Genomic DNA, 24,816 nt, shown 5'->3' on the forward strand with positions numbered 1-24,816 from the left:
TGTTATACCGCGATCGCTTCTCATCAGACTTATTTCATTAAAATCAGCTCCAAGCTGGTTATCGAGGAGTTTTTACAAACTGTTTACCACAGTCCTTACAGCGATAACATTGCTTCCCTCGTCGGTATCCATTCTTAAACAAGTTACTGGATTGGCAGTGCGGGCAAACCATTACTTTCATTACATTGTCATTCTGGCGATCGCCCACATATGGTTCTAAGTATGACACCATCAAATCCTCGATCTGTTGAATCAACCGTTGGCGGTGTTCCTGCTTAGCACTGCGAAGCGCTGCCAGCATGACTGCATTACTACTATGGACACAGACCTCTGCTAATAAATGGCACTGTTCCGTTGATATAGCTGAATTTCGTTGTCCTAGAATTGTTGCCATAAAATCGATCGCCTCCTGAGTCATGCTCTCGTCGATCGCCTGCAAAATCTGAGGTGATACATAAAATTGCACAAACACCACTCGCGATACTGGCTGCTCAAAGAGTTCCGCAACTGCTACTGCTAAATTGTGAATCATGGCGCGGAGAGATAGCTGGGCAATGGTTGGAATGTCTACCTGTGCCCAAAATGTTTTCACTCGCTCTACATGACGTAGCTCCATTGCCTTAAAAATGGCTGCTTTATCAGGAAAAAACTGGTAAAGGGAACCGATGGCTGTTCCTGCTTTAGCAGCAATCAGATGAGTGGTTGCCGATTCGTACCCCACCTCATCAAATACAACGGCTGCTGCATCTAAAATTTTTTCAACCCGCTCCCTCCCACGCTGCTGCTTTGGTTGACGACGGAAATTATTTGATTCCTGATTGCTTGACGAACGTGAATAATCTGTCATATGCTAAGAACGCGAGGAATCTTTCACAATTTTACTTTTAGGAAGAACGCCATGCAGTCAATGCTAACTGGTGCGCCCTGGTTATTAGCGCACGAATCAATGCTAACCGTGAATCAACCTCGGAAGGTTTTCCTGTATGGTGCTGACTATGTGATGTGGAAGGATGCATCTGGCGCAGTTCATGCCTTGCCTAATGTTTGTCCTCATATGGGAGCGATGCTGTCAGAAGGATGGTGTGAGGTGCAGAGTAATGGTACAAGCAATGTTGTGTGTCCGTTTCATGCGCTTCAGTTTGACTCAGACGGTTGCACTACATTACCTGGATCAGGTAACAAAACATTACCTCAATTGCAACCTTTAGAGCTAATCATCCAGGGGAATTTTATCTGGTCGTATGGAGGGTGTGAACCCAAAATCCCTATTCCTGAGATCCTGAATGAGTTTGCAGCACAGTATGAGTTTATTGGATTTACTGGCGACCGCAGCGTCAAAACTGACTTACTGACCATGCTGCTTAATATGCATGATTACAATCATCAAAACGGTACTCACCGTACCTTATTTGAAATTCAAGAAGTGCAATTTAAGCAGTTTATCGATCGCGGGCATCATTCCCATGCCTATTATGATATGCCCAGAACAAAATCGAAACTGCAAGATATTTTGAAAAATCCAGCCATTCTTGCACTTCCTAAAATAATCAGTGCTCATCTGGAAAACTTTTTTCCAGCATTAGTCATTTTTCACGGTAAGTCTCCAATTGCCACCATCAAGCAATGTCATCTATTCATACCAGAATCTGAGACTCACACTCGAACCTATGTGCTTATGTTTGGCAAAGCTCACAGCCCGATCGTCCATCTGCTGAAACAGAATATTCTGAAGCTCGCAGATCTGGTCATCAATCAAGATGCAGACATTTTAGGTAAGATTTATCCGGATACCCCTCAGAAAATTAAACTCAACAATGAAGTTGGAATGGATTGGGTACGACGCAACTTTGAAAGTTTCCCTGATGTAGTTGAACCAAACTTGTCAAAGTAGATTTAAAGTCATTATTTGTATTTCTTATCAATCAAGCTTAAAAAATCAGTCATTTTTAAAAAACTTTACAAGGTTGCACCTGATGACACGAACCTTCTATTTACGCCGTGGGCTGCGGTCAAAACCAGTTGGTCGCGGGATGAGAAGTTGACTCATGAGGTTGTGTGTTCTCAGAACGGGGCAGGCTTTAGGTAAACCCATGTACCGCGCCTAATCTCCCCTCAATGATCGCCCTCAGCAGTGGCAGATAACCTCAAATTTAAACAACGCCTCTAGAGTGAATGGCACTAAGTTAAGCCCAAATGGTGATGTATCAAGCCGTTTGCAATTGTTGGCGTAATTGACGTCTAGGCTGCTGCATCAAAGGGTAGGATTTGGGGCGGCGTTTCCGGGCTCTGGGTTCACTTCTGCCTGGGCGAAGCGGAACAGACTTGTGAACAATAACTTTGAGTAAAGTGTGATAAATCTGCTCTACTTTTGTTGAATCAGCAGCTAATAATGGGGGAATAAAGTTGTTTAAATGATGGCGTGTGCCTTGCACCGACAAGCGCAACGGCGAAGTGGCGTGAGTAGTACCTGCCAACCACATCAAACTCCGAAGTAGATTGTAAGCCAGTAAATAAACGTAAATTTCTTTGCGTACCATAGAGGGAGTTTTACATCGTAAAACATCCATGCCCAAAGTAGTTTTAAGATGTCTTAAATCTAGTTCAACATCCCATCTTTGACCGTAAAGCCTCACAATTTCTCGGGTAGAATAGGTGGTTGGCTCTAAAAGAGTAGTGATTAAACTGACTCGCCCTGTGCGAAATCCAGGAATCACAATGTAGTAGTAAATTTCTCGCACAGTGATAGTTTGAGGTAGAGCCTCAAATTCATCTAGGGGTATTGTCAACTTGACGGAGGGGAGTTGGGGTAAGATGATGGGATGAGTACAAATCCTTATCGTTGCTACCGATTCCCTGCCGAGATTATCAGCTACTGTGTCTGGCTCTACTACACCTTTCCCTTGAGCTATCGAGACATTGAGAAAATGATGCTGTACCGTGGGATTGAGGTAACCTACGAGTCGATTCGGGAATGGTGCCAAAAGTTTGGACAGCAATACGCGAATCAGCTGCGGCGTAAGCGCCCTTACATTGCAGACAAATGGCATCTTGATGAAGTAGTGGTCACGATTAAGAAACAGCAATACTATTTGTGGCGGGCAGTGGATGCGGATGGCAACGTGCTGGATGTCCTGCTGCAACAACATCGAGACACGAATGCGGCAAAGCGGTTCTTCCGCAAGCTGCTGAAGAAACAAGGCTTCGTGCCCCGGGTAATCGTCACCGACAAACTCAAGAGCTACGAAGCGGCGAAGAAGCAAGTCTTGAGGAACGTGGAGCATCGACAACACAAGGGATTGAATAATCGAGCCGAGAATTCTCACGACTCCGACACGAGTGAGAGAGCGACGAATGCGGCGATTCAAATCCCCAGGGCAAGCCCAACGATTTCTTTCCACTTTTGGTCCAATTCGAGGACATTTTCACCCCAACCAACATCAACTCACTGCACAACGATACCGAGAACAACTGCGCCAACGATTTGAGGATTGGCAAGAAATCACTTGTCTGAAACCTGCTGCTTAAAATTAGCCAAGCTAGCTACTCAGGAATCATCGTGCCGATTTTCGGATTTATCCTATTAAGTTGACAATGCCTCGCTCAATTCGACTCGGATCGTTAGTGGGAGGAAGCGGTGGAACAGTCTGTGCTAAAGCAGTGAGATTTGTTATTGCCACAAAGGTGGTGAGGCAAGAAAAGGCAGAAAGGAACAAACAACCTTGAATCAAAATCTGTACATGGCACTTCCCCTGCCGCTGGAGCTGAAAGTGCCTCAATCCCGAAGCTGTCAGCACAAATCTAGCGAGCTGTAGCAACTGGCAGCTATTAATCTCAGACATGATTCCTCCCTAGCAGCGTGCCTCAACCAGTGACATCACTCGCAGGTTAATTGCTAGTGCTTTGTAATTTCATATTTTGGCAGCATCAAATATTACCTCAAGGTCAAGTCTTTCCTTTTCTGAAAAGATGTCGATTTCGTAAAATTTCTTGACAAAATTGCTCTTTAAGTAAGCCTGGAAAAAAATCGAATATCTTGGTAAGTAAGTAGAAAAATACAATGAAATGTAAAAAATGTATCTCCTTTATACCCTGTCTTATCTGGGTTTTGCTTATTTTTCAAAATAAGTACTTATGTTTAACTACTTAATATTACTGATGATAATTGTTAAAATGAATACATATTATTTTTAATTAATGAATAGCGTTAACACTCGTCAGTAAAATAGAGCAATAACATTGTTTATTTTGCTTAAAATTTTTCAGGAGTGTGCGATCGTACTCCTGTAGATATGTACTACCTCAAGAGAAATTGCCTTGAGTTATGGCATCAGAATTTAAGGAGTGGTCATGCCCCCGATCGAGCGTCGTCATTTTTTACAATTCGCTGGCTCGATGCTAGCTACTCTTGGTTTGAGCCAAGTAGAAATTGAGCAACAAGCTATACGTTATGCCAAAGTTTTAGCGCAAAATACTTCCCGCAAACGAGCTTTGTTAGTGGGTATTAATGATTACTTAAAGGTAGGTGATTTTCAATGGTATCCACTGGAAGGAGCAGTCAATGATACCCAGATTCAGAAAGAACTTTTAATCAACCTCTTTGGCTTTCAACCTGACGACATCCGTATCCTACATAACCAAGAAGCAACCCGTGAAAATATCTTACAAGCCTTTGAAGATCATTTAATGAAATGGGCAAAACCAGGAGATGTCGTAGTATTTCACTTCTCTGGACATGGTTCCCAAGTTGCCGATCCAGATAAAGTTTTTGAGGATGGACGAGTCAGCACGATTGTACCCATCGACAGTAACCTCCCACCTGGATATACCACTAAAGGAGGCAAGGTAAATGATATTACCGGACATACCCTATGGTTATTAATGCAAGCTATCAACACAGAAAACATCACCTTTGTATTGGATAGCTGTCATTCAGGAGGCGCACGCAAAGGAATTTTAACAGTGCGATCACGTCCTGGCGACCAAGAATTGCTGAGGATTGCAAACCCGAAAATCCAACTCTTGGCAAGTGACCAAGAACAAGAGTATCAAAAACAACTGATGTCTCAGCTGAAGTTAACCAACTCAGACTTTGTTAAGTTGCGTAAACAAGGTGTGCCAAAAGGAGTTATGCTTGCTGCTGCTAAACGAAACCAGTCAGCGATTGATACACGCTTTGCTGATACACCATGTGGTGTTTTTACGTATATCCTCAGCCGCTATCTTTGGCAACAAACGGGGGCTGAGTCGGTGAATCAGTTGATGATAAGCACAACAAACACCACAGAAAGAATACTGCGAGAGTATTTCCCGAATTCTGGTTTTGTGCAACAACCAGAATTCAACGTCAAACAGGGAAGTAATAATGGCAAGCAAGCAGTTTACTTTCTTAACCGAAAAAACACACCAGCCGAGGCAGTAGTTACCAAAGTACAAGGAAATCAAGTTGATTTGTTCTTAGGAGGCATAGATCCTCGGAGTTTAAAAGCCTTTGGAAGGGGTGCAACTTTTACGGTGGTGAATAACCAAGGGCGAGAACAAGGGCAAGTACAAATTGAGTCACGACAACAACTCAGCGCACAAGGCAAACTAATCCAGACAGCCAACAGGGGAGCGATCGCACCAGGGACACTCTTGCAAGAGCGATCGCGGGCTATCCCCAGCAACCTCACCCTCGACATTGGGCTTGATTCCTCTTTGGGACAGGAGGCAGAGCAAGCAAAGCAGGCACTTCAATCTCTCAAACGCATTCATGCAGTGCCACTGCAACAAGAAGTGCAATATATCTTGGGTCGCGTCACCAAATCCTACTATCAACAACTGCAAAAGCTAAAGGTGAAAAACCTACCCCAAGTTGGTAGCATTGCACTGTTTTCACCCGCACTGGATCTGATTCCTGGTTCCGCCGGAACCCCAAATGAAAAAGTAACTGATGCGATCGAGCGATTGCAAGCCAAACTCAAATCTTTACTAGCAGCTCGAATAGTCAAGCTGACGTTAAATACCACCTCATCAAAGCTTGCAGTATCAGCAGCTATGCAAAGGGTAGACGGTAGTCAAATTTTAGCAGAATCATTCACCGTGCGGGGAGGAGCAATTAGAAGTCTCAGCAGCACTAGAGGGACAACATCGCAGGCATCCAATGCTCAGAAATTGCAACCAGGAACCGAGGTGCAATTTTTGGTAGCCAATAATGAGCCGCATGACCTTTATATTAGTGTGTTGCTGATTAGTGTTGATGGGGAGTTAACAGTCCTCTCGCCGTTACCAGGTAATGAAGATGTTGCACCAGTTCCAGCAAAACAGGAAATTCAAATCCCCGATCACGATCGGGGAGAAAACTATAAATTTAAAATCGGCAAAGATCCAGGGATTGCAGAAGTATTGGTAATTGCCAGTACAACACCGCTTACAAGAGCTATCGAACTATTGCGTGCTTTGGCAGTAGAGCAACCTAAAGAAAGAGGATTGCCTGTTGCTCTGAATAAGGAGCCAGCAGAGGCGATCGCTAGTTTGCTGGATGACTTAGACGAGGGTAGTCGTGGTAGCGAAACAGTTTCTATTCCAGGTATTCGTCAGATTGATACAAGACAGATGGCAGCCATGTCAATCACGTTTGAGGTAAATGATGGAGTTTAGATGCAATACGGACGACCCACAAAACAGAATCAAATTATTTCCTGCTCGCTAGGAGCAGTCTCAATATGTCACTACATCATAGTTTTCGTCTAAGCCTGTTATTCATTCTTGTGTTCTCTGGACAATTGATAGGAATATACCCAGAATTTAAACAGGCTCTGGCACAGTTACCAACTGCGACAGAAGGCAAAATTGCAGAACGCCACACAGAAGCAAATCGACTTACTAAAGAAGGTTTACAACAACTTGAAAGCAGAAAGTTTTCAGAGGCATTGGCAAATTTTCAAAAAGCTCTGATCGTCTGGCGAGAAATAGGCGATCGCCAAGGTGAAGCCATAGGTCTCTATAATATAGGGACAGCTTATAATAATTTAAACAACGATTCTCAAGCGTTGGGAGCTTATCACCAAGCTTTAGCTATTAGTAAAGAATTAGGTCGCATTAGTATAGAAGGAAATATTCTTAACAATATTGGTGGTATTTACAAGAATCGGAGAAAGTATGAAAAAGCCTTGGATTATTATCAGCAAGCCCTAGCTATTCATAAAAAAATGGGCAATCATCTTAAGGCAGCCGAAACCCTTTACAACATCGGTGTATCTTATCAAAGTTCTGGTAATTATCAAAATGCATTATCTCTTTTACAAGAAGCCTTAGCTACTGCTCAATCTGTAGAAAATGAAAAGCTTGAAGGTATTATCCTTAATTTAATAGGAGCAAATTATTACCTGACGGGGAAGTATCAGAAAGCTCTGAAATTTTATGAGCAAGCTTTGGTATTTCAAAAAATTAAATAATTTACTTCAAGAAGCTGAAACTCTCAGCAATATTGGTGAGAATTACCGCACTATTGGGCAGTATAAAAAAGCATTGGAATCCCTACAGCAATCCTTAGCCATTGCTCAAAAGATTGGCGAGCCTAAATTATTAGCTCAATCATTCAACAACATTGGATTAGTTTACGAAAAATCAAGACATTACCAGGAAGCACTGGAAGCCCATGAAAAAGCCCTAGCCATTAACAAAACATTAAACGATAGAGCAAGCATTGCTACTAATTTCAACAATATTGGTGGTGTTTATCTCTTTTTAAAACAGCCTCAGAAAGCGCTGGAGTTTTTTAAACAAGCCTTAGCTATTCACCAAGAAGTGGGCGAACGTGCTAACGAAGCCGAAACTCTCAGCAACATTGGTCTATTATACAATATTTCAGAACAAGATCGGGAGGCATTGAAGTTTTTTAAACAAGCTTTAGCTATTCATCAAAAATTAAACGATCGCCCAAGCATTGGCATAACTTTGAACAACATCGGGGTACAATACCTAAGTTTTGGTAATTTGATAGCAGCTGAAAAAGCTTTCTATGATGCTATAAAAGCTTTGGAATCCTTGCGAACTGGATTAACCGATCAAAATAAAATCTCCATCTTTGAAACGCAACAATCCGCTTACCGATTTTTGCAAACAACCTTGGTTACTCAAAAGAAGACAGATCGGGCGCTAGAAGTGGCTGAAAGGGGACGGGCAAAAGCATTTGTTGAGTTATTAGCATCCCGGTTATCTCCCGATTTGCAAAAGCAGAATTACGAATCTTTGCAAAAAAAATTCAACATTAATCTTGAACAAATCAAACAAACTGCCCAAACGCAAAATGCCTCTGTAGTTGAATATTCCATCGTTTCCGATAAAGACTTATACATTTGGGTTGTTCAACCTAGGGGAAAGGTAGAGTTTCGCTCCATTGACTTCAAAAAATCTTTAAACACTTCTCTAGCAAATCTTGTTACTAGTAGCCGTGAGTCCATTGGTGTTAGAGGACGTGCAAGCATCGAGATAGAGTCTGTAGTTGATACAGCAGATCAGAAAAAACAATTACAGCAATTACACAAATTACTAATTGATCCGATCGCCGATCTCCTCCCCAAAGATCCAAACTCTCACGTCATTTTCATTCCTCACGGTGAACTGTTTCTAGTTCCCTTTGCAGGCTTACAGGATGCTAATGGTAAATATTTGATTGAAAAGCATACAATTCTCACTGCACCTGCAATTCAAGTTCTAGATTTAACCCATCAACAAAGGTTCAAGCCACGTCCCGCAGATTTGCAAGCAGCATTGGTTGTCGGTAATCCTACAATGCCTAAAGTCACAACAAAACTTGGCAATCCACCGCAGCAGTTGTCTAACTTGGCAGGTGCAGAACAAGAAGCAAATGAAATTGCCAAACTATTTAAAACTAAGGCATTTACAGGAAATCAAGCCACAAAAGCCAAAATGTTACCCAAGCTATCGCAAGCTAAGATAATTCATTTAGCAACACATGGGTTGTTAGATGACGTAAGAGGATTAGGTGTACCAGGAGCGATCGCTCTTGCTCCATCTGGTAATGGTCAAATCAACGATGGCTTACTCACTGCTAGCGAAATCCTAGATTTGAAGCTAAATGCAGAATTAGTCGTTTTAAGTGCTTGTGATACTGGTCGCGGTCGCATTACTAGCGATGGCGTAATTGGTCTATCCCGTTCTCTAATTACTGCTGGTACACCCAGCGTCATTGTCTCTTTGTGGTCAGTACCCGATGCACCAACTGCTGAATTGATGACAGAATTTTATCGCAACTGGCTTGATCGCAAACAGGATAAAGCGCAGGCGTTACGCCAAGCAATGCTTACAACTATGAAACAACATCCTAACCCAAAAGATTGGGCGGCATTTACTCTCATTGGCGACGCAAAATAGATGACACAAAACTTAAACTCTCTCCTTTTAGCAGCTTATGACTGGCTCTCGTTTGCAACAGGCAATCAAACGTTATCAAACAGCAGTTGAGCAACTCAAAACTACTATTGATTCATCCACAAATCCTCACCAGTTAGCAAGTTCTCAGCCCGTTGCAGATGCTACTAAACCAACACAACCAGAAGAGGCAAAACCGCAACTTACTCCTACGCAAATTTTAGAAGTATTCACAGCGCGAGACGAAGTGCAAGCAGCGCTGGCAGATACTACACAGACGAATGGAGAGAGTTTAGCAGCGATCGCAGAACTAGACAAGAAACTCAAAGAACATGCAGTCCTCGTCGCAACCATCCGCAAAAATTCTGACTGGCAAAATAGCTTTAATCCTCCCAAAGAAGCATGGTGGTGGTCATTAGAACCTGACAAAAAACCAGTCAAATTTTGGGATCGGCTTGATTGGTTTTGGAGTGCTGTTTCTCTTTCTTCATTGACTATTTCTCTTGGTTTAGTGGGAGACATTTCATCTCGATTTCTCACAGGTGGACCTGATACACTTGGCGCATTGGCAGTTAGTACACAGAGTATTTTGACTTTGCTGACTGCTGGCGGCGCACTTACCGTAGCAGGACAGGAAGCCTACAAGCGCACTCTTAAAAGCAGGAATATCCCAGAGCGATTTTGGCATGAAATTAGTGCGGGGTTTTCACTCCTATTACTAATTGGCTTGTTAGGTTTGCGGCTATCTCTGCCACAAATTGCCACCCAATACACTAAATGGGGCATCGGCAACTTCAATGAACGTGACTGGGGAAGTGCTGAACAGAACTATCAACGAGCAATCAAACTCAATCCTGATGATGCCCTGGCTCACTTTCACTTAGGTGTACTCTACGAAGAACTGCAAAAACTCGATCTTGCTCGTACCGAGTACCAGATTGCAGCACAAGATAATATTCCCGATGCCATCAATAATTTATCTCGTCTTTACATCCTCAACAAAAACTATCCTGCTGCGGTTAACTTGCTGTTAAAAGCCTTGGCTGATGAACAGAAGTTAAAGCTTAGTGCAGAAACTAAATATGCTTTACTCAAAAATCTAGGTTGGGCAAGGCTAATGCAAGGTCATTACCCAGATGCAGAAGTAAAACTACAGGATGCAATTGACTTACAAAAATCTGCCAAAATAACAAAAAACATTGCTGCACCTCACTGTTTATTAGCACAAGTAATGGAAGCCCAAAAGGATAAAAAAGGCGCTCTCAAAGAATGGGAAGCTTGTAACCAATATGCTGATATTGCATCTAGTACCGATGAAGATGGTTGGGTTATTACTGCTCAGAAACGTTTGGCGCAACATTTGGCGCAACAGGAAAACAAGAAATGAAATACTCGAAACGAACTGCCAAAATCTTGGTCTTAGGAGCAGTGATGCTAGGGATAGCGAAACCTGCGATCGCTCAAAGTCAGCCAAAAGCAGTTGCCTACTCTGCTAGAATTGACTCCACTACAGGCAGAGTATTGCTCAAGCGCTCTGATTGGTCAGATTTTCAACCCGTCGCAGTTGGGACAGAGTTAAGTCAGGGGGATCAAATCAAACCTGACAAAGGTGTCAGAGTCAGAGTCGTTTGCCCTAATCTCTCTAAACCGCTTGTTCCGATAGGAGTGCCATCAGGTTTAAAAACAATCTGTCCCGTCTGGGATGCCGTAATTGTCAAAGCGCCACCACCTTCAGGGACTTTAGGTGGCACTAATCCCCTCATTCCTTACCTGATTGCACCACGCCACACCCTACTGTTGAGCAATACCCCTACTTTTCGATGGAATGCTGTACCTAAAGCTACGCAATATTCAGTCACATTACTTAGTTCTACAGGAGTAGTATGGCAAAAGCAAGTTAAAAAAACTTCTCTAGATTACCCTGGCTTACCTCCATTACAATCAGGAGCAAAGTATTCACTAATTATCAAGGCAAATACTGGTAAATCATCCCAGGATGAGGGAACATCCAATATAGACTTCAGAGTGTTACGTAAATCTGAGGTGGCAGCTATCCAAGCAGAAGTAACTAAAATTACTAAATTAGGAATAAGTGAACAAGCAACTGCCTTGATGCTGGCAAATTTTTACAGCCACTACGTCATACCACAAAACACAATTCAAGCTTATGGTCTGACTGCCGAAACCTTCAAAAGCTACAACTTGAGTGCAGATGCGATCGCCACCTTGGAGACATTAGTGCGGCAAGGTAAGCGATCGCCCATAGTTTATCGCTCGTTGGCAAATATTTACTGGCAAACTGGACTAGCCCAGAAAGCAGCAGACAACTACTTGACAGCAATTAAACTTGCCAAAGGTAGTGAAGAATTAGAACAGAGGACATTAGCTCAATTTGGACTGGGAGAAGTCTATGCTGCAACAGATAACAACAAGCAGGCAATCAACTGGTACTCTCAAGCCAAAAATGGATACACTTTGCTGGGTGATAGTAGACGTGCTAATTTTCTCCAGCAGCAAATAGAAAACCTGAGTCAATAGTCAGACTTGCTCAAACTCGATGGAAGCGTAAATATTTAATATGAAAAGAGGTGATTGTTAAGCTGCTTTTTCCTTCTGGGGCAACACAAACTCTAGCCATTTTTCTGACCACTCTTGACTCACCATGCTGGCTCGAATTTGCAAAACATTGTGTGCTCCTTCTCGAGTCCATTGCATTTTCTGTTTCCGCTTGTGTCTGGCATTGATGATGGAATCGATATGGGATTCTGCCACTTGACTGGTGAATACTAGATTGGCTTTCTGCCGCTGGTCATAATTTACCAGATAATCCAAATTGTTTTCCAGATAATCATGCAATCCCTGAAGCTTAGACCGTTTGTTTTCATCAGTGATGTGGTCGCGGATTAAGGCGATTTTTCGCAGAGTCTCTTCTGCTTCTCCATGCCAGAGAGTCCACTTCGCATTTTCAATGGATTCGCTGCAGGCTTCACCTAAAGCATTTTTGAGATTTTGGAATTTTTTGGCAATGTGAAACCAGTCCAAAATCGGTTCTATGGTTTGGCAATCAGGTTCTAGGACAGAAATGACAGACCAGCAGTTATGCGCACCATCGGCTATTGCAGTCACACGCGTTTGCTGACTTAGCCCCTGTTTCAGTGCTGCATGGTACAGGTACGTCTTGATGGTTTTCAGGTCGTCATCAAGGGCAGAAACCACACAACTTTTATCAGTAATTTGCTGATGGTGTTGATCGACATACTCCAGACTGCTCGGTCGATAGATGACAGCAGACAGAGCTTCAAAGCTCCGTTTGCCTTTGTCTTTGGTAGGAATATGACCACCATCAACTTGCACAATCAACTTCTCAGCAGGGACAGAAATCTCCTCTCTTGTCGGAGGTTTCTGATTCTTATGAGATAGCCGCTCTCCCACAGAGTTGGAGATGTGTTGAATCTGGACGTGGTTATTGACACTGCGACGTTGATAGTTGAGTTTCCCGAGGTTGTCCTCTGCCTGGCGGTAACTATGCAATGCCCCTTGCTCACATTGCAATTTCACTAACTCAGGATGGGTATCGCTGCCAAACACCGTGCTCGTGGTCGGTGTACTCTGCCAATTACAATTGGAGTTTTTGCAGCAATGCTTTTGAATGCGCAACTTGTGGTCGCTGAAAACAGCATGAAAGTTGGACGACATAAATCCGTTTTTGGAGAGTTTTGCTCCACACTGGGGGCAGGCATCGAATCCTGAATCGATTAAGGGAGATTGCTCAGCTAAGAACGCGTTTTGCACTTTAGTCAGCAGAGAAATCTGCTCTTGATGTCGCAGGCCTAAGTCTAGGATTGATTTCGGCTTTTTAATGTCGTAGATTTTGATGGTGTCTCGCTTGATAACTTTTTGGTTGGAGACAGCAACTTTTTCGACAACCACCCGGAATTCGTAATCCATTACCAAAACTTCCCACTTGTATCCTGTGAGAATAAGATACTATGAAAACCCAAATTTCACAATAAATATTTACGCTTCCTCTGGTGTTCGGGTGTAACAACGTCAATGGTGAGTTTTGGGCTATCGTCAGTGATGAGCCAACTACCCTACAAAGCTTTCAGGAATACGGCTGGCGCTTCGATATTGAGGAGAATTTCTTGGATGACCAGTCCAATGGTTGGAATGTGCACAAATCCGATATTCGCTCCCGTTGTGCCCTCTCTCGGCTCTGGTTCATTTTGGCTGTAGCAACCCTGTACGTCACTGCCCAAGGGGTTGAAGTCGTCGCTCGAGGGCAACGGCGGTGGGTAGACCCCCACTGGTTTCGCGGCCATAGCTATTTTCGGATTGGCTGGGACTGGGTGAAAGCAGCCTTGGAAAACGGTTGGCGACTCATCCGTTGCGTCCGATTGACGGGTAACAAAGACCCTGAACCCGCCATGGCTTCGCGTCAACAGCATGAACGTCGGAGTTATCAGTTGGAGTTCACAATTCGGACGTATCAATACCGAGTTGATTAGTTTTGTCAGTCAACCAGGGAGGTGCGATAACTTCGTTAAGCAAGGTATTGTCAACTTAATGGGAAAAATCCGAAAATCGGCATGATGATTCCTGAGTAGCCAGCTTGGCTGATGTTAAGCAGCAGGTTTGGGACAAGCGACTTCTCGCCAATCCTCAAATCGTTGGCGCAGTTGTTCTCGGTATCGTTGGGCGGTAAGTAGATGTTGCTTGGGGTGAAAGTGCTGGCGAATCGGTTCAAATGAAGATAGAAATCGTTGTGCTTGCCCGGGAGATTTGAATCGTCGCATTCGTCGCTCTCGTATTCTCGTCGGTTGATGCGAATTCTCGACTCGATTGTTTAACCCTTTATGCTGTCGATGCTCCACGTTCTTCATCACTTGTTTTTTAGCGGCTTCATAGCTCTTTAACTTATCGGTGACGATCGCGCGTGGCACGAAGCCTTGCTTCTTCAAGAGTTTACGGAAGAATCGCTTTGCCGCATTCGTGTCTCGCCGCCGTTGGAGCAGTACATCCAGCACGTTCCCCTCAGAATCCACTGCCCGCCAGAGATAGTATTGCTGTTTCTTAATCGTGACCACTACTTCATCAAGATGCCACTTGTCCGCAATATAAGGACGTTGGCACCGCAGTTGATTCACGTATTGCTGCCCAAATTTCTGACACCATTCCCGAATCGACTCGTAGGTTACCTCAATCCCACGGTACAGCATCATTTTCTCTATGTCCCGGTAGCTGAGTGGAAAGGTGTAGTAGAGCCAAACACAGTAACTGATAATTTCGGCGGGAAAGCGGTGGCGAGAATACATGAGTTCAACGAGAAAAATCAAGGCGTAATTCTGTATTCTATCTCTTCCCTTAAGTTAAGTTGACAATACCCCTGCCAGCCATAAATCCTCTAAATTTCTTTTTTGAGAGATTGTTTGCAAATAAATAAGTTTAAATAGGCGTTTGAGCTTTAGTTACTCCTCGCTCTGAGGACAATAATTTCTTGGTATTTCACGCAGACTCTAAGTCTTTTTCTTGAGCAAGCTTTTGTGCGATTGCATCTCTAACCCAATCAGCTAAGCGATCACCTGCAATCTCTCTCACAGCTGCATCCATACTTACAGGCAGCTTTACTGTCAGAGGCTTCTTTGCCACTGGCTCCGTTCCCTGTACCTGAAAGTATCCTTTGCCTGTTCTGTTTCCTTTCATAACAACATCATAACCGAGTTGACCCGGTTATGTGTGAAGAAGTCTTAAACTTCCATCTATAACATCCTATATCCGAGTATACCGCGATATAATAGAATTATTCATAAAGACGATCGCTCTCTAGCCTAGGAAACTCGAAGCGATCGCCTCTACTTCTCCCTATTACAGGAGCCTTGTATGACATATATTAATGAATTCTCCCACTTGATCGCAACAAGCGCATCTAAATGCGATCGCTCCATGCAAGTCGAACTACTGACCGACCCGAAAATCTACGAGCACAAGCTAGTTGGTTATCGTTACAAAGTTTGTCTGGTATCAAAAGAATTGGAGTTAGATGGGTGGGAAAACCCAGTCCCCAAAGACACCAAAATCATCGACATAGTTGTCAGCGAGCCTACTAGAAGTGCAATTGAGCAATTGGTTGCAGCTACTGGTAGGCCTGACTATTGGCAGCTTGTTTCCTTCTGGCAGCCTGAAGACGAAGCACCATTTTAAATAACTACCAGCTCTCGGTTTCCTGCCGAGGGCTTTGTTGTCAGGAGGAGACAGAAAGATGAGCACTATCGTACCGACTCAGAAAGATTTATCCAAACAAGCAATCGCTAACACGATTCACGTCCATACAGTTGAGGACTTGCAACGGCTGGGAGATTTGCTAGCTAAGTCTGGTTTTTTTGAGGACTGGTGCGATTCGTTCAGCCGAAACCCAAAATTTGGGAGGATGGCTGGCTTCGATAAGGTAATCCCGATTGGGATGGAGTTCGCACTTTTATCCCTTATCGACGACAACTTGATGTCTATGTTGGTATGTGGAAGTACCCTAGAAACCGCTAATCTAGCCATCCCGGTGCGGGGTGTAAAGCGCATAAACAACCAGTCAACTGGTTGACCCAGCAAGGGGAGACTGACTATCAAACCTTGATGTTAAACAGCCTGGGGATGTATGCGGCTCTTGAGAATAGCTGAAAATCTCAAACCGCTATCGCATGAGTCCTATAACCGAGCCATCTTGGTAGCCAAAGGCAACTAATACCCAATCAGGGAGCCGCAAGCGGATGAGATGGAAAATCGCGGGGTAGAACAAACGAAGTGTCGATGAGCCATCGTAACAAAAAGCCAGGGGATATAAGCTTGTAGACTCCAATCTACCTCCTGGGTCGGGAAAATCCGACAAGGGTAAGGTAAATCAGGTTCCAGTCACCGAGATTTCGCACTACCTAGACCCCCGGTGGAGAGACACACCCTAACGGACTCGACAATGGACATCAGGAACGAAGTAACCTTCTCATATACTCCTGAAACAGGTAACAGGTAGGTGTCAGCCATAAGTTATGAGAGGTAGGGATGGGTTAAGAAGCAAATGCCTAGCTCGAATCAACGAGCAATGCCACAAAAAGGATGGCGGAAATCGCCAGGATAAGCAGACGTAACCCGCAATGTGTCAGTGCATTGAGGTACAAGTAGCAACGCATATGCCTAATTCAAATTCAAGAATGAAGATTGAGGGATGGAGGGATATCAATTGGCGCAAAGCCGAACGGTATGTTTTCCGGTTGCAAAAGCGCATCTATGCCGCTTCACGTCGTGGCGATGTTAAGCGAGTCCGCAAACTCCAAAACACGCTGATGAGGTCTTGGTATAACAAGGTCTTAGCGGTACGACGGGTCACACAAGATAATACCGGAAAGAAAACGGCTGGTGTGGATGGTGTTAAATCACTGTCTCCAGAAGCACGTCTAAAACTGGCAAGGGAACTCAAACTAACCGGGGAATCCATGCCCACTCGTAGGGTGTGGATACCAAAACCTGGGAAGGGAGAAAAACGCCCATTAGGAATACCCAGAATGTACGACCGCGCCTTACAAGCAGTTGTAAAAACTGCACTAGAGCCAGAATGGGAGGCTCTATTTGAACCAAACAGCTATGGCTTTAGACCAGGAAGGTCTGCCCACGATGCGATTAAACAAATCAAATACTGTATTCAGTTAAAGCCAAAATATGTGCTAGACGCGGATATAGCCAAATGTTTTGATCGGATCAACCATGAAACCTTACTCCAGAAGCTGAACGTAAAAGGCAGAGTCAGGCAACAAATCAAAGCCTGGTTGAAATCTGGGGTCATAGACTCTGGGGTATTCATTTCTACATCAGAGGGAACACCACAGGGAGGGGTAATTTCGCCATTATTGGCAAATATAGCCTTACACGGCATAGAAGAACACATAGCCCAAGCGTTTCCAGCCACAAAAAGGAACTACATTAAAGGATGCCGTAGAGATTACGGACGAAATGATGTATCAATCCCAAATGTGATACGTTACGCTGATGATTTTGTCGTCCTATGTGATGAAAAAGCCGTAGTTCAAAGATGCCGAGAACTAATCTCGGAATGGTTAAAAGGGGTAGGGCTTGAGTTAAAACCTGAAAAAACCCGTCTAACCCACACTCTCAATCATGAGTTAAGTGAGGATGGGATTGCCGGATTTGACTTTCTAGGTCATCACATCCGACAATTCCCAGCGGGTAAATACCGGAGTAGCAAAGACTCACAGGGGAATAAATCAGGCTATAACACACTCATCTTTCCATCCAAGAAGTCAATCAAGGCACATCAAGAGGAAATCAAAAGGATCGTCAGAAAACACGGGTCGTCGCCACAGGCGAAATTAATTAAAGACCTTAACCCTGTCATAAGGGGATGGACTTCCTTTTACACAACCTCCGACGCTAAAACCGCTGGAGAACTATCAAAACAAGATTACCTCCTATACCTGAAACTTCGACGATGGGCAAAACGCCGTTGTGGAAATACAAGTTCTGGTTCAAGGAAATACTGGACAACCATAGCAGGTAAAAACTGGGCATTCGTTACCAAGGGGAAAAATGATCCCCAACGGTTACTAAGGCATAGTGAGTTTAGCTGTAGTAGCACTAACTATGTGAAAGTTAAAAACGATAAAAGTCCATACGACGGCGACTCAGTTTATTGGAGTACTAGGATGGGTACCCATCCCCAAATGCCTAGCCGTAAGGCATATTTGCTCAAGAAGCAGAAGGGAAAATGTGCCCGTTGCGGTCTTCACTTCCAGGAATGGGATGTATTTGAAGTTGACCATATAATCCCCAGAGCCTTAGGCGGCAAGGATGAATGGAAAAACAGACAACTGTTACATCGACATTGCCACCACGAAAAGACCAATGAGGACCGGATAGGTGCCAATGGTCAGAAGTTCTGTAGTGACAAAGAAAACACATTGAGTAGCCGTGTGCTATGAAAGTCGCAAGCACGGTTCGGATGGGAGGGAGGAGACAGCAATGTATCCTCTCGACCCTACCCAAACAAGCAGCCCAAGCAGTGGTGAAGATTTTAGCAGGCGCGGAGCTAGGCTTTCCGGCTTTTACTTCCATGTGTGGAATATTCATCATTAAAGGAAAACCAGCTATCGGTGCAAATTTGATGGCGGCAGCGGTGAAGAGAAGCAGTCGCTACGATTATCGAGTTGTTGAGTTAAGCGATCGCGTTTGCAAAATTGCGTTTTTTGATGCTGGGCGAGAAATCGGAATCAGCGAGTTTAGTGCCGCTGACGCACAAAAAGCCGGAACTCAAAACATGGGGAAATTCCCTAGAAATATGTTGTTCGCCAGAGCGATGAGTAACGGCTGTCGTTGGTTCGTGCCGGATATCTTTTTGGGTGCAGCAGTATACACGCCCGAAGAACTAGGAGCAACAGTGGATGAGGATGGAAATGTTATCGAGGTTTCGCCATCACCTCCCTTAACCGGACTGCCATCAAACCAAAAAGAGATTTATCGTTCCTGGCGCTCAATAAGTGATGCAATTGGGTGGGCGAGTGAATGCCTGCCGCACATGAGTGTTGAAGAAATTCAAGCCCAATTTGAAACACTAGATGCACCACCAGGAAGGAAAGCACCCGCCTGGATTACTAAGGTCAACGAATTAAAGCAAGTTTACATGACTAGTGGTGAGCAATCCGCCGCCCAACCGTCTGCATAAAAATCTAGGCTCTGGCAATCCACAAGAGCCTTTTGTAATGGAATTAACAAGAATGACGATCGCAAGTGAATGTAATACCAAGCATGATTTCAATAATTTCTCAGATGTATTAACTTGCCTGGATGAATTTGGACTGACTCCCAACCAGTTTCGCGTCTACTGTCACCTTTGGAGAGTGGCGCAAGACGGGATAGTTTCAGATGAGTCGAGTGAAAGCATAGCCAAGGTGTGCAGATTAACCCGTGTAACAGTTATACGGGTATTGTCACAATTAGCCCAAATGCATTTCATCGAATGTGCTCGCGCCCCAGGAAAGAGATCGGTTTTCTACCTGATGCCGTGTTCTGATTGGCGATCGCTGGCACTCGAACCGAAGAATTCTACGCACGAGCGACAAAGTAAAGTGATCCAGTTGAGATCTAACGATCCCGGTCAACCAAACTCAGATACCTGTAAACCAGATTTACCTGTAAATGAAATAAACACCAAGCAGGAGACTAGGGAACCCCCTCTTAAGAGGGGTTCCCTAGTCTCCTCTGCTGTGAAGCAAGCTGTAAACGAAATTGACGTGTCAAATCCTGAAACAGGTTCCTTGGATGAAAAGCTTGCCAACGCGAGAGAGCGAGGATGGGCTGAATCAGGGACGTGGTGGAACGATCTGGGGCAACAAATGGTAACAGTCAATCGTTTTGTGGTGTCGGTCACCGAGTTCATGCAGCGCTCGCTCGACAGCTTTGATGTTGGGCGACAGGTGTGTGAGTCGGGATTAAGAATGTGTCGAGAGCAAATTGAAAGAATTAAACAAAGAAAGAGTCAACAACTGTGCGATCAAGCAATGGCCATTGCTATGAGCTAGCAATGGCGCTCGTCTTAATTTTGGTTGTTGCTTGAGACAGGCAACTTGAAATAACTAGTAAAAATACTCAACGAGTGCAACTATGCCCAAAATCAAATCGCGTTCTGATCGCACGGAGGATGTAAAACAGGCACGTCTAGCTGCGGCACACAGTTTCAAGTGCGGCGAGCGCGTGCGCCACAAAGTTACCCGGAAGCTAGGAGTATTCCAAGAACTCAACTTAGGATTTGCGCTACCGGAAGTTTGGGTGCTGTTTGACAGCGAGCGCGAAATCGCCGTGACTCTCTCTTGCAATCCACTCGATCTAGAAAGAGTAAATCTCAGCAATCAAGAGCCAGAAATACAATTAGATAATGAGCTAGCAAGTGTGAAGAATCAACTTGTAGCGGTAGAAGTTTTATCAGAACTCACTGAAACGGAAGCAGCAGAGCGCCACCGACTGGAACTGCGCGTGGAAAGAGCCTTTTTTGAAGCGGGGAGGGCACTGAGGGAACTCAAGCAGAAAAAACTGTATCGCAATACGCACAAAACATTTGAAGACTATTGCATCGAGAGATTTGGATTTAGTCGCCGTCATCCCTATCGGCTCATCGACGCTGCGAGTGTGTTCGAGAATTTGTGTCCCAATGGGACACAAAACGATTTGCCAACTAACGAAAGGCAAATTCTCCCAACTTTAGAGCGGCAAGTCCGCGAGTTAGTTAGTTTAGAGCCTCAACAGCAGCGAGCAATTTGGCACAGCGCCGTCTCTGTTGCTGGTGGCAAAGTTCCTAGCAGTCAGATCGTCAAAAGCATTGTCGAGCAGCTCAAAGAAAAGCCCCTAGTGCCTGCCAAAGACTACTGCCAGGTGGGTGACGTATTCACCTTGGTAAGGCTGGAAGGTAAAGAAAAGAAATACAATGGTTGTTGGGCGATCGCTACTGAGCCAAGAGACTTTACAGTAATTGTTGACGTACACGACACAACTCTCGCTGTGAAGTCAGAAAACTTAAATAAAATCGATTCCCCCGAAGCCCATCGACAATTACCGCAGATTTTGCAGCGGATTAGGAGAGTAAGGGAAGTACCAGGGTTTCGCGATCGCATGGCTTACACCGTGCTGGAGCATTTGGGACGGCAAACCTATCTCACGCCACTAGAAGAGAAAATGCTGCGTTTGATCGAGCGGGAATGTGGGGTTGAGGGCATGGAGTAGGTGAGTAAATCATGGCTAACCCAATTAGAACAGCAATAATGCAACTATTCCATCCGCCTCAGCCAACAGTTCCTCAACTTACTATCATTACTGAAATTGTAGATGCTGTTCGGGAACTATCACAAACACGCACTGGAGCATTGTTAGTTATAGAAACGAATGCGCCGATCGACGAACAGAATTTTCCATCTCCTGGTGTAAAGCTTGATGCTTTGGTTTCTTTTGAGCTAATACAAACAATTTTTCAACCAAAAAGCTATCTGCGTGACGGGGCTATTTTAATTCGGGGTGAGCGTATTATAATTGCTGGTGCAATCCTACCTTGTACTCACAAAACAGCTTCGTGGCGGTTGGATCCACGCCACCGAGCCGCTCTGGGAATTGCGGAGCAAACTGAGAATTGCCTGTGTATTGTTGTATCTGGAGAAACAGGTTCTATTGCAGTAGCCGAAAGGGGAATTTTAAATCGACCTTTGACTAGTAATAAACTGTGCGAGTTACTGATAGCTCGACTACCCAAACTTTAGATGAAATTTAATTCAAAACCGATCTCACGCCGCTAGGGAATAAGATTTTGCGGGTAATCGAGCCGGAAAATGGGATCTTGGATGTTGAGCCAGGAGTGGAAAGGTGAACTTAGGGGCGACCGCTCTAATTACAAAATTCGCCAAAAACTTACTTGTTAGCTTCGATTTCCTCTTTGCCCCCTTTGCCCTCGCAGATCTGCTTAATTGACTGGAGCGTTTTAGAAATTCCTTCTTCCATCACTGACTCAAAGCTATGATTGGGAGAGCGTTCTACCATGCGCTGTAGAGTTTCAGGTCTGGGTGAGTAGTGGATACGTACCTTGACGAGCGATTGCTCTGCCCCATCGCCTTGAACTTCTAGCCAACCCCTGTAATCGTTCTCGCCATCAGAACCCCATTCCAACCTTCTTGCTTGCTTGTCCACGCGAAAGTGTCCGTCAGAATCGTACTCGCGCTCTCCAGCCTGTCCTTGAGTGCGAATTCTTTCTCCCTCTTGGGGCTGAGCGTTCTTGACCGTGGGTAGGTACTGAGGCACGTTTCTCACATCTGAAATGAAATCAAAGATGTCATCTGCTGGGGCGGCTACAGTTATCGATTGCTCGAATTCAGTTGTCTTGGCGCTGTTTGTACCAGTGGAAGTCATAAGTGTTCCCCTCTCGATTGCTGCAATTGCACGCTACTCAAGCTATCGAACCTGTAGCGGATGTTGTTCTACCGCAAGGGGGAAGCAAATATATTTCTTTCTATTGATTCTGTAACCACGCGGTTAGAGCGTCAGCATTGTTGAAGTCTAGTAATGCAACTCCCAATTCCTCAAGCTGGGAAGTGGTTAAATTCTGAATTTGGGTTTGTAGATCTGGAGCAACTCCACCAATTCGCCGTGTAAGAAGACGCAAGGTAAATGACAGGGCTTCCTCCCGCTTTCCACGTTCAATGATTTCTTGATAAATTACAGATTCTCTCACAATATTCTCTCAAGAAATAGCAGTAATCCTTCTATTCAGTTGTTTTGCAACCAAATAATTAAGTCAGAAGCATCTCGAAAATCCAACAACGCCACTCCCAATTCTTCAATCTGAGCAGTGGTCAAATTTTGAATTTGAGCTTGCAACTGGGGCGTAACTTCACCAATTCGTCTCATCAGTTGGCGCAGCGTGAGAGACAAAGCTTCTTCTCTCTTTCTTCGTTCAAGGATCTCTTGATAAACTACTGACTCTTTCATAATGTCTTCCCTCAAAAATCGACGAATAGTTTCAATATCAAACTTTATCCCCGCTATTATCTCTACACAAGCAGAAATATTACTTCTCTGCTCTTGTGACTCAATCATATCCAATTGAGTTGCAACTTGTTCCAGTAGGATATTAGGAGTGTCGGATTGAGCTAGGTTGCGAAGGGAAGTAGTGCAGGAAAAGCTAGTAAGGGGCCAGGGTCTTGCTCCCACAACCGAATGACTCGATAACGATGTGTAGTGCTGTCAGTTATGAATTCGTCTGTGTATGCCGCTGCTGAGCTAGTACGTTTTAGAAAAATAACGAACTGATCGACTGGATAATTGTACTGTCGATAAAGCCTTACGTAGTAGTCCAACATCCTTAGAGGTAATGGTGGATTTGAAATAGCTTCTACCTGAAACTCCAAATGTAAAATTCGTTCCTGGGAACGTAACAAGGCAACAAAATCAGCGCGGATTGGTTCAACACTTAACTCAGATTTGAGAATTTCAGCGTCAGTTGTGGTTTTGCCTAAAACCCAGTTAATAAAACTTTCAGGATATTGTTCGGAAAGATATTTGCAAATATTGTCAACGGACATATAAATTCATCTAAACTCAAGACATATTCGTTACTAAAACTAAGCTTTAGATGTAAATATTATATCAAGAAAGCTGCAAGTTTTATTAACAGTTCGATTTACTCTATTTGGACTTAGTTAAGCTATTTGGTCACACTATTTAAGCTAAAAATTGTCTGGATTTAGTTGACAATAAATCAACTTGCCTAACTCAGAATAAGATATTGTTTGCTGCTCTAAAGTTCACTCAACTTTTTAACGTTGGATCGTAGGGTACAACCTTCTCCTGTTCGTCTGGATCGTTGCGAGCAGCTAGCACGTAAACGGGTTCTGTGGCGCTGAGATTGCGCGGCTGATGGGGAACGCCAGGGGGAGTAAAGATGAAATCCCCAGCTTCGCACACTTGGCAATGCTGGAGTCCCTGCCCGTAACAGACTTCGACCCGACCCTTGAGAAGATAAATTACCGTTTCATGCTCTGGGTGGAAATGTGGCTCGGCAGTTCCACCAGGAGGAATAATCGCGAGATTCATCGAAATTTCCTTCGCCCCTGTTGTGTTTGCAGAAATGCCGACAAAATGGGACAGCCGATCGCCAGCTAGCGTTGCCGCGTCGGGGCGCACGATCGCAATCTCGGTTGGCTTTCGCTCGATGGGTTCGCGGGTATCAGGAGGATTGGCAGATGTATTTTCTATCATGAGGTACTCTTCCTTCGAGATGATTTGAGAGCGGTACAATTCAGTCTCCCAATTACGTGAGGAATGAGTTGAATGAATAGCGATCGCTCTACCATATCGATCTCTACGATGAGTGGACGATTGTTATGCAAATTAGCTCTTGGCTTATAGCAAAAATGGCACGAGCCTTGTCTTCTGCGTAAGTCTCGGCAGTCACAGCACTTTTCAACTATTCTCCATAAACCGTCACAACAATCTTTCTCTGTCGCGGCTTGATGTCGCATTCAAGATGGAAGATCTGCTGCCAGGTTCCAAGCTGTAACTTACCCTCATGTACTGGCACAGTTAGAGAAGGTTCCAGCCACGTTGCCTGCAAATGAGAATGTCCGTTGCCGTCATGCCACATTTGCTTGTGTCCGTATTCTCGGCTCGGTGGAATCAGCTTATTGAGAAGTTCGGGTAGGTCGCGTTGCAGTCCTGGCTCAAATTCAATTGTGCCGATGCTTGCCGTGCTACCAATGTTGAAAATGTGAACCATTCCCATTTTAATCCCAGAATTTTTCACAATTCGACTAACTTCATCAGTTAGGTCATGCATATCTCCATGACTTTTGGTGGAATTTTCGATTTGCGACTGATGAACTATGACTGATAACGCCCTTCCACTTTCTAGTC

General features: G+C 44.3%; 26 protein-coding genes and 2 pseudogenes. 15 read left to right on the plus strand and 13 right to left on the minus strand.

The window, feature by feature from the left end; genetic code table 11:
* Nucleotides 1–58: 58 nt before the first annotated feature.
* Nucleotides 59–847 (minus strand): TetR/AcrR family transcriptional regulator, encoded by a 789-nt coding sequence (locus N4J56_RS36365; RefSeq protein WP_317111676.1) that lies wholly within the window; start codon nt 845–847, stop codon nt 59–61.
* 60 nt (nt 848–907) lie between these two features.
* Between N4J56_RS36365 and N4J56_RS36370 the strand changes: the two genes are divergently transcribed.
* The gene (locus N4J56_RS36370; RefSeq protein ID WP_410500778.1) at nt 908–1,891 is read left to right on the plus strand and encodes a Rieske 2Fe-2S domain-containing protein; all 984 of its coding nucleotides are present in this window, start codon (nt 908–910) and stop codon (nt 1,889–1,891) included.
* Nucleotides 1,892–2,204: 313 nt separating this feature from the next.
* On the opposite strand, the gene N4J56_RS36375 is transcribed toward N4J56_RS36370, so the two are convergent.
* The gene (locus N4J56_RS36375; protein ID WP_317111758.1) at nt 2,205–2,738 is read right to left on the minus strand and encodes a transposase; all 534 of its coding nucleotides are present in this window, start codon (nt 2,736–2,738) and stop codon (nt 2,205–2,207) included.
* 81 nt (nt 2,739–2,819) lie between these two features.
* Between N4J56_RS36375 and N4J56_RS36380 the strand changes: the two are divergent.
* A pseudogene (locus N4J56_RS36380) lies at nt 2,820–3,525 on the plus strand (IS6 family transposase).
* 47 nt (nt 3,526–3,572) lie between these two features.
* Here the strand turns inward: N4J56_RS36380 and N4J56_RS36385 are convergent.
* Complete coding sequence (locus N4J56_RS36385) at nt 3,573–3,839, minus strand: hypothetical protein (RefSeq protein ID WP_317111679.1); 267 nt, start codon at nt 3,837–3,839, stop codon at nt 3,573–3,575.
* Nucleotides 3,840–4,347: 508 nt separating this feature from the next.
* Here N4J56_RS36385 and N4J56_RS36390 point away from each other — a divergent pair.
* The 5 genes from N4J56_RS36390 to N4J56_RS36410 all read left to right on the plus strand — a co-directional run bounded on the left by N4J56_RS36390 (nt 4,348) and on the right by N4J56_RS36410 (nt 11,910).
* The gene (locus N4J56_RS36390; RefSeq protein WP_317111681.1) at nt 4,348–6,636 is read left to right on the plus strand and encodes a caspase family protein; all 2,289 of its coding nucleotides are present in this window, start codon (nt 4,348–4,350) and stop codon (nt 6,634–6,636) included.
* Between the two features lie 65 nt (nt 6,637–6,701).
* Entirely contained in the window at nt 6,702–7,433 is a 732-nt protein-coding gene (locus N4J56_RS36395; RefSeq protein WP_317111682.1) for a tetratricopeptide repeat protein, read from the plus strand.
* On the plus strand, nt 7,399–9,375 hold the full coding sequence (locus tag N4J56_RS36400; protein ID WP_317111684.1) for a CHAT domain-containing tetratricopeptide repeat protein: 1,977 nt from the start codon (nt 7,399–7,401) through the stop codon (nt 9,373–9,375). The genes N4J56_RS36395 and N4J56_RS36400 overlap by 35 nt, the downstream gene beginning before the upstream one ends.
* A gap of 37 nt (nt 9,376–9,412) precedes the next feature.
* Nucleotides 9,413–10,759: a tetratricopeptide repeat protein gene (locus N4J56_RS36405; protein WP_317111685.1), complete on the plus strand. Its 1,347-nt coding sequence runs from the start codon at nt 9,413–9,415 to the stop codon at nt 10,757–10,759.
* Complete coding sequence (locus N4J56_RS36410) at nt 10,756–11,910, plus strand: tetratricopeptide repeat protein (protein ID WP_317111687.1); 1,155 nt, start codon at nt 10,756–10,758, stop codon at nt 11,908–11,910. The genes N4J56_RS36405 and N4J56_RS36410 overlap by 4 nt, the downstream gene beginning before the upstream one ends.
* Nucleotides 11,911–11,967: 57 nt before the next feature.
* Here the strand turns inward: N4J56_RS36410 and N4J56_RS36415 are convergent, their stop codons facing one another.
* Nucleotides 11,968–13,320 carry an ISKra4 family transposase gene (locus N4J56_RS36415; protein ID WP_317109896.1) on the minus strand — a complete coding sequence of 451 codons (1,353 nt, stop codon included), beginning with the start codon at nt 13,318–13,320 and terminating at the stop codon, nt 11,968–11,970.
* Between the two features lie 83 nt (nt 13,321–13,403).
* Here N4J56_RS36415 and N4J56_RS36420 point away from each other — a divergent pair, with 83 nt between their 5' ends.
* Nucleotides 13,404–13,880, plus strand: a complete 477-nt coding sequence (locus tag N4J56_RS36420) for a hypothetical protein (protein ID WP_317111688.1) — start codon at nt 13,404–13,406, stop codon at nt 13,878–13,880.
* 114 nt (nt 13,881–13,994) lie between these two features.
* Here N4J56_RS36420 and N4J56_RS36425 read toward each other — a convergent pair whose 3' ends face one another.
* Both N4J56_RS36425 and N4J56_RS36430 read right to left on the minus strand, forming a co-directional pair.
* Nucleotides 13,995–14,687 (minus strand): IS6 family transposase, encoded by a 693-nt coding sequence (locus tag N4J56_RS36425; RefSeq protein WP_317111689.1) that lies wholly within the window; start codon nt 14,685–14,687, stop codon nt 13,995–13,997.
* 190 nt (nt 14,688–14,877) lie between these two features.
* The gene (locus N4J56_RS36430) at nt 14,878–15,075 is read right to left on the minus strand and encodes a hypothetical protein (RefSeq protein ID WP_317111690.1); all 198 of its coding nucleotides are present in this window, start codon (nt 15,073–15,075) and stop codon (nt 14,878–14,880) included.
* A 177-nt stretch (nt 15,076–15,252) separates the two neighbouring features.
* On the opposite strand from N4J56_RS36430, the gene N4J56_RS36435 reads away from it, so the two are divergent.
* Nucleotides 15,253–15,573: a hypothetical protein gene (locus N4J56_RS36435; RefSeq protein ID WP_317111691.1), complete on the plus strand. Its 321-nt coding sequence runs from the start codon at nt 15,253–15,255 to the stop codon at nt 15,571–15,573.
* A gap of 58 nt (nt 15,574–15,631) precedes the next feature.
* Nucleotides 15,632–15,967, plus strand: coding sequence for a hypothetical protein (locus N4J56_RS36440; RefSeq protein ID WP_317111693.1), 336 nt, complete (start codon nt 15,632–15,634; stop codon nt 15,965–15,967).
* 90 nt (nt 15,968–16,057) lie between these two features.
* On the opposite strand, the gene N4J56_RS36445 is transcribed toward N4J56_RS36440, so the two are convergent.
* On the minus strand, nt 16,058–16,222 hold the full coding sequence (locus N4J56_RS36445) for a hypothetical protein (RefSeq protein ID WP_317111094.1): 165 nt from the start codon (nt 16,220–16,222) through the stop codon (nt 16,058–16,060).
* A 292-nt stretch (nt 16,223–16,514) separates the two neighbouring features.
* Here N4J56_RS36445 and ltrA point away from each other — a divergent pair, with 292 nt between their 5' ends.
* The 5 genes and pseudogenes from ltrA to N4J56_RS36470 form a co-directional block, all read left to right on the plus strand.
* Nucleotides 16,515–18,353 carry a group II intron reverse transcriptase/maturase gene (ltrA, locus tag N4J56_RS36450; RefSeq protein WP_317111092.1) on the plus strand — a complete coding sequence of 613 codons (1,839 nt, stop codon included), beginning with the start codon at nt 16,515–16,517 and terminating at the stop codon, nt 18,351–18,353.
* The gene (locus tag N4J56_RS36455; RefSeq protein WP_317111695.1) at nt 18,350–19,093 is read left to right on the plus strand and encodes a hypothetical protein; all 744 of its coding nucleotides are present in this window, start codon (nt 18,350–18,352) and stop codon (nt 19,091–19,093) included. Before ltrA ends, N4J56_RS36455 begins: the two co-directional genes overlap by 4 nt.
* A gap of 37 nt (nt 19,094–19,130) precedes the next feature.
* Nucleotides 19,131–19,949, plus strand: a complete 819-nt coding sequence (locus N4J56_RS36460) for a hypothetical protein (protein WP_317111696.1) — start codon at nt 19,131–19,133, stop codon at nt 19,947–19,949.
* Between the two features lie 82 nt (nt 19,950–20,031).
* A complete protein-coding gene (locus tag N4J56_RS36465; protein ID WP_317111697.1) occupies nt 20,032–21,144 on the plus strand; it encodes a hypothetical protein in 1,113 nt (370 codons plus the stop codon).
* Nucleotides 21,145–21,170: 26 nt separating this feature from the next.
* A pseudogene (locus tag N4J56_RS36470) lies at nt 21,171–21,656 on the plus strand (diadenylate cyclase); the annotation flags it as partial.
* A 163-nt stretch (nt 21,657–21,819) separates the two neighbouring features.
* Here the strand turns inward: N4J56_RS36470 and N4J56_RS36475 are convergent.
* The 6 genes from N4J56_RS36475 to N4J56_RS36500 all read right to left on the minus strand — a co-directional run bounded on the left by N4J56_RS36475 (nt 21,820) and on the right by N4J56_RS36500 (nt 24,787).
* A complete protein-coding gene (locus N4J56_RS36475) occupies nt 21,820–22,314 on the minus strand; it encodes an SRPBCC family protein (protein WP_317111700.1) in 495 nt (164 codons plus the stop codon).
* Between the two features lie 100 nt (nt 22,315–22,414).
* On the minus strand, nt 22,415–22,636 hold the full coding sequence (locus tag N4J56_RS36480; RefSeq protein WP_317111701.1) for a DUF4351 domain-containing protein: 222 nt from the start codon (nt 22,634–22,636) through the stop codon (nt 22,415–22,417).
* A gap of 35 nt (nt 22,637–22,671) precedes the next feature.
* Entirely contained in the window at nt 22,672–22,893 is a 222-nt protein-coding gene (locus tag N4J56_RS36485) for a DUF4351 domain-containing protein (RefSeq protein ID WP_317111702.1), read from the minus strand.
* Between the two features lie 161 nt (nt 22,894–23,054).
* A complete protein-coding gene (locus N4J56_RS36490) occupies nt 23,055–23,486 on the minus strand; it encodes a hypothetical protein (RefSeq protein ID WP_317111703.1) in 432 nt (143 codons plus the stop codon).
* A 226-nt stretch (nt 23,487–23,712) separates the two neighbouring features.
* A complete protein-coding gene (locus tag N4J56_RS36495) occupies nt 23,713–24,162 on the minus strand; it encodes a cupin domain-containing protein (RefSeq protein WP_317111704.1) in 450 nt (149 codons plus the stop codon).
* A 208-nt stretch (nt 24,163–24,370) separates the two neighbouring features.
* Nucleotides 24,371–24,787 (minus strand): secondary thiamine-phosphate synthase enzyme YjbQ, encoded by a 417-nt coding sequence (locus N4J56_RS36500; protein WP_317111760.1) that lies wholly within the window; start codon nt 24,785–24,787, stop codon nt 24,371–24,373.
* Nucleotides 24,788–24,816 lie beyond the last annotated feature (29 nt).

The organism is Chroococcidiopsis sp. SAG 2025, assembly GCF_032860985.1.
Classification (GTDB): Bacteria; Cyanobacteriota; Cyanobacteriia; order Cyanobacteriales; family Chroococcidiopsidaceae; genus Chroococcidiopsis.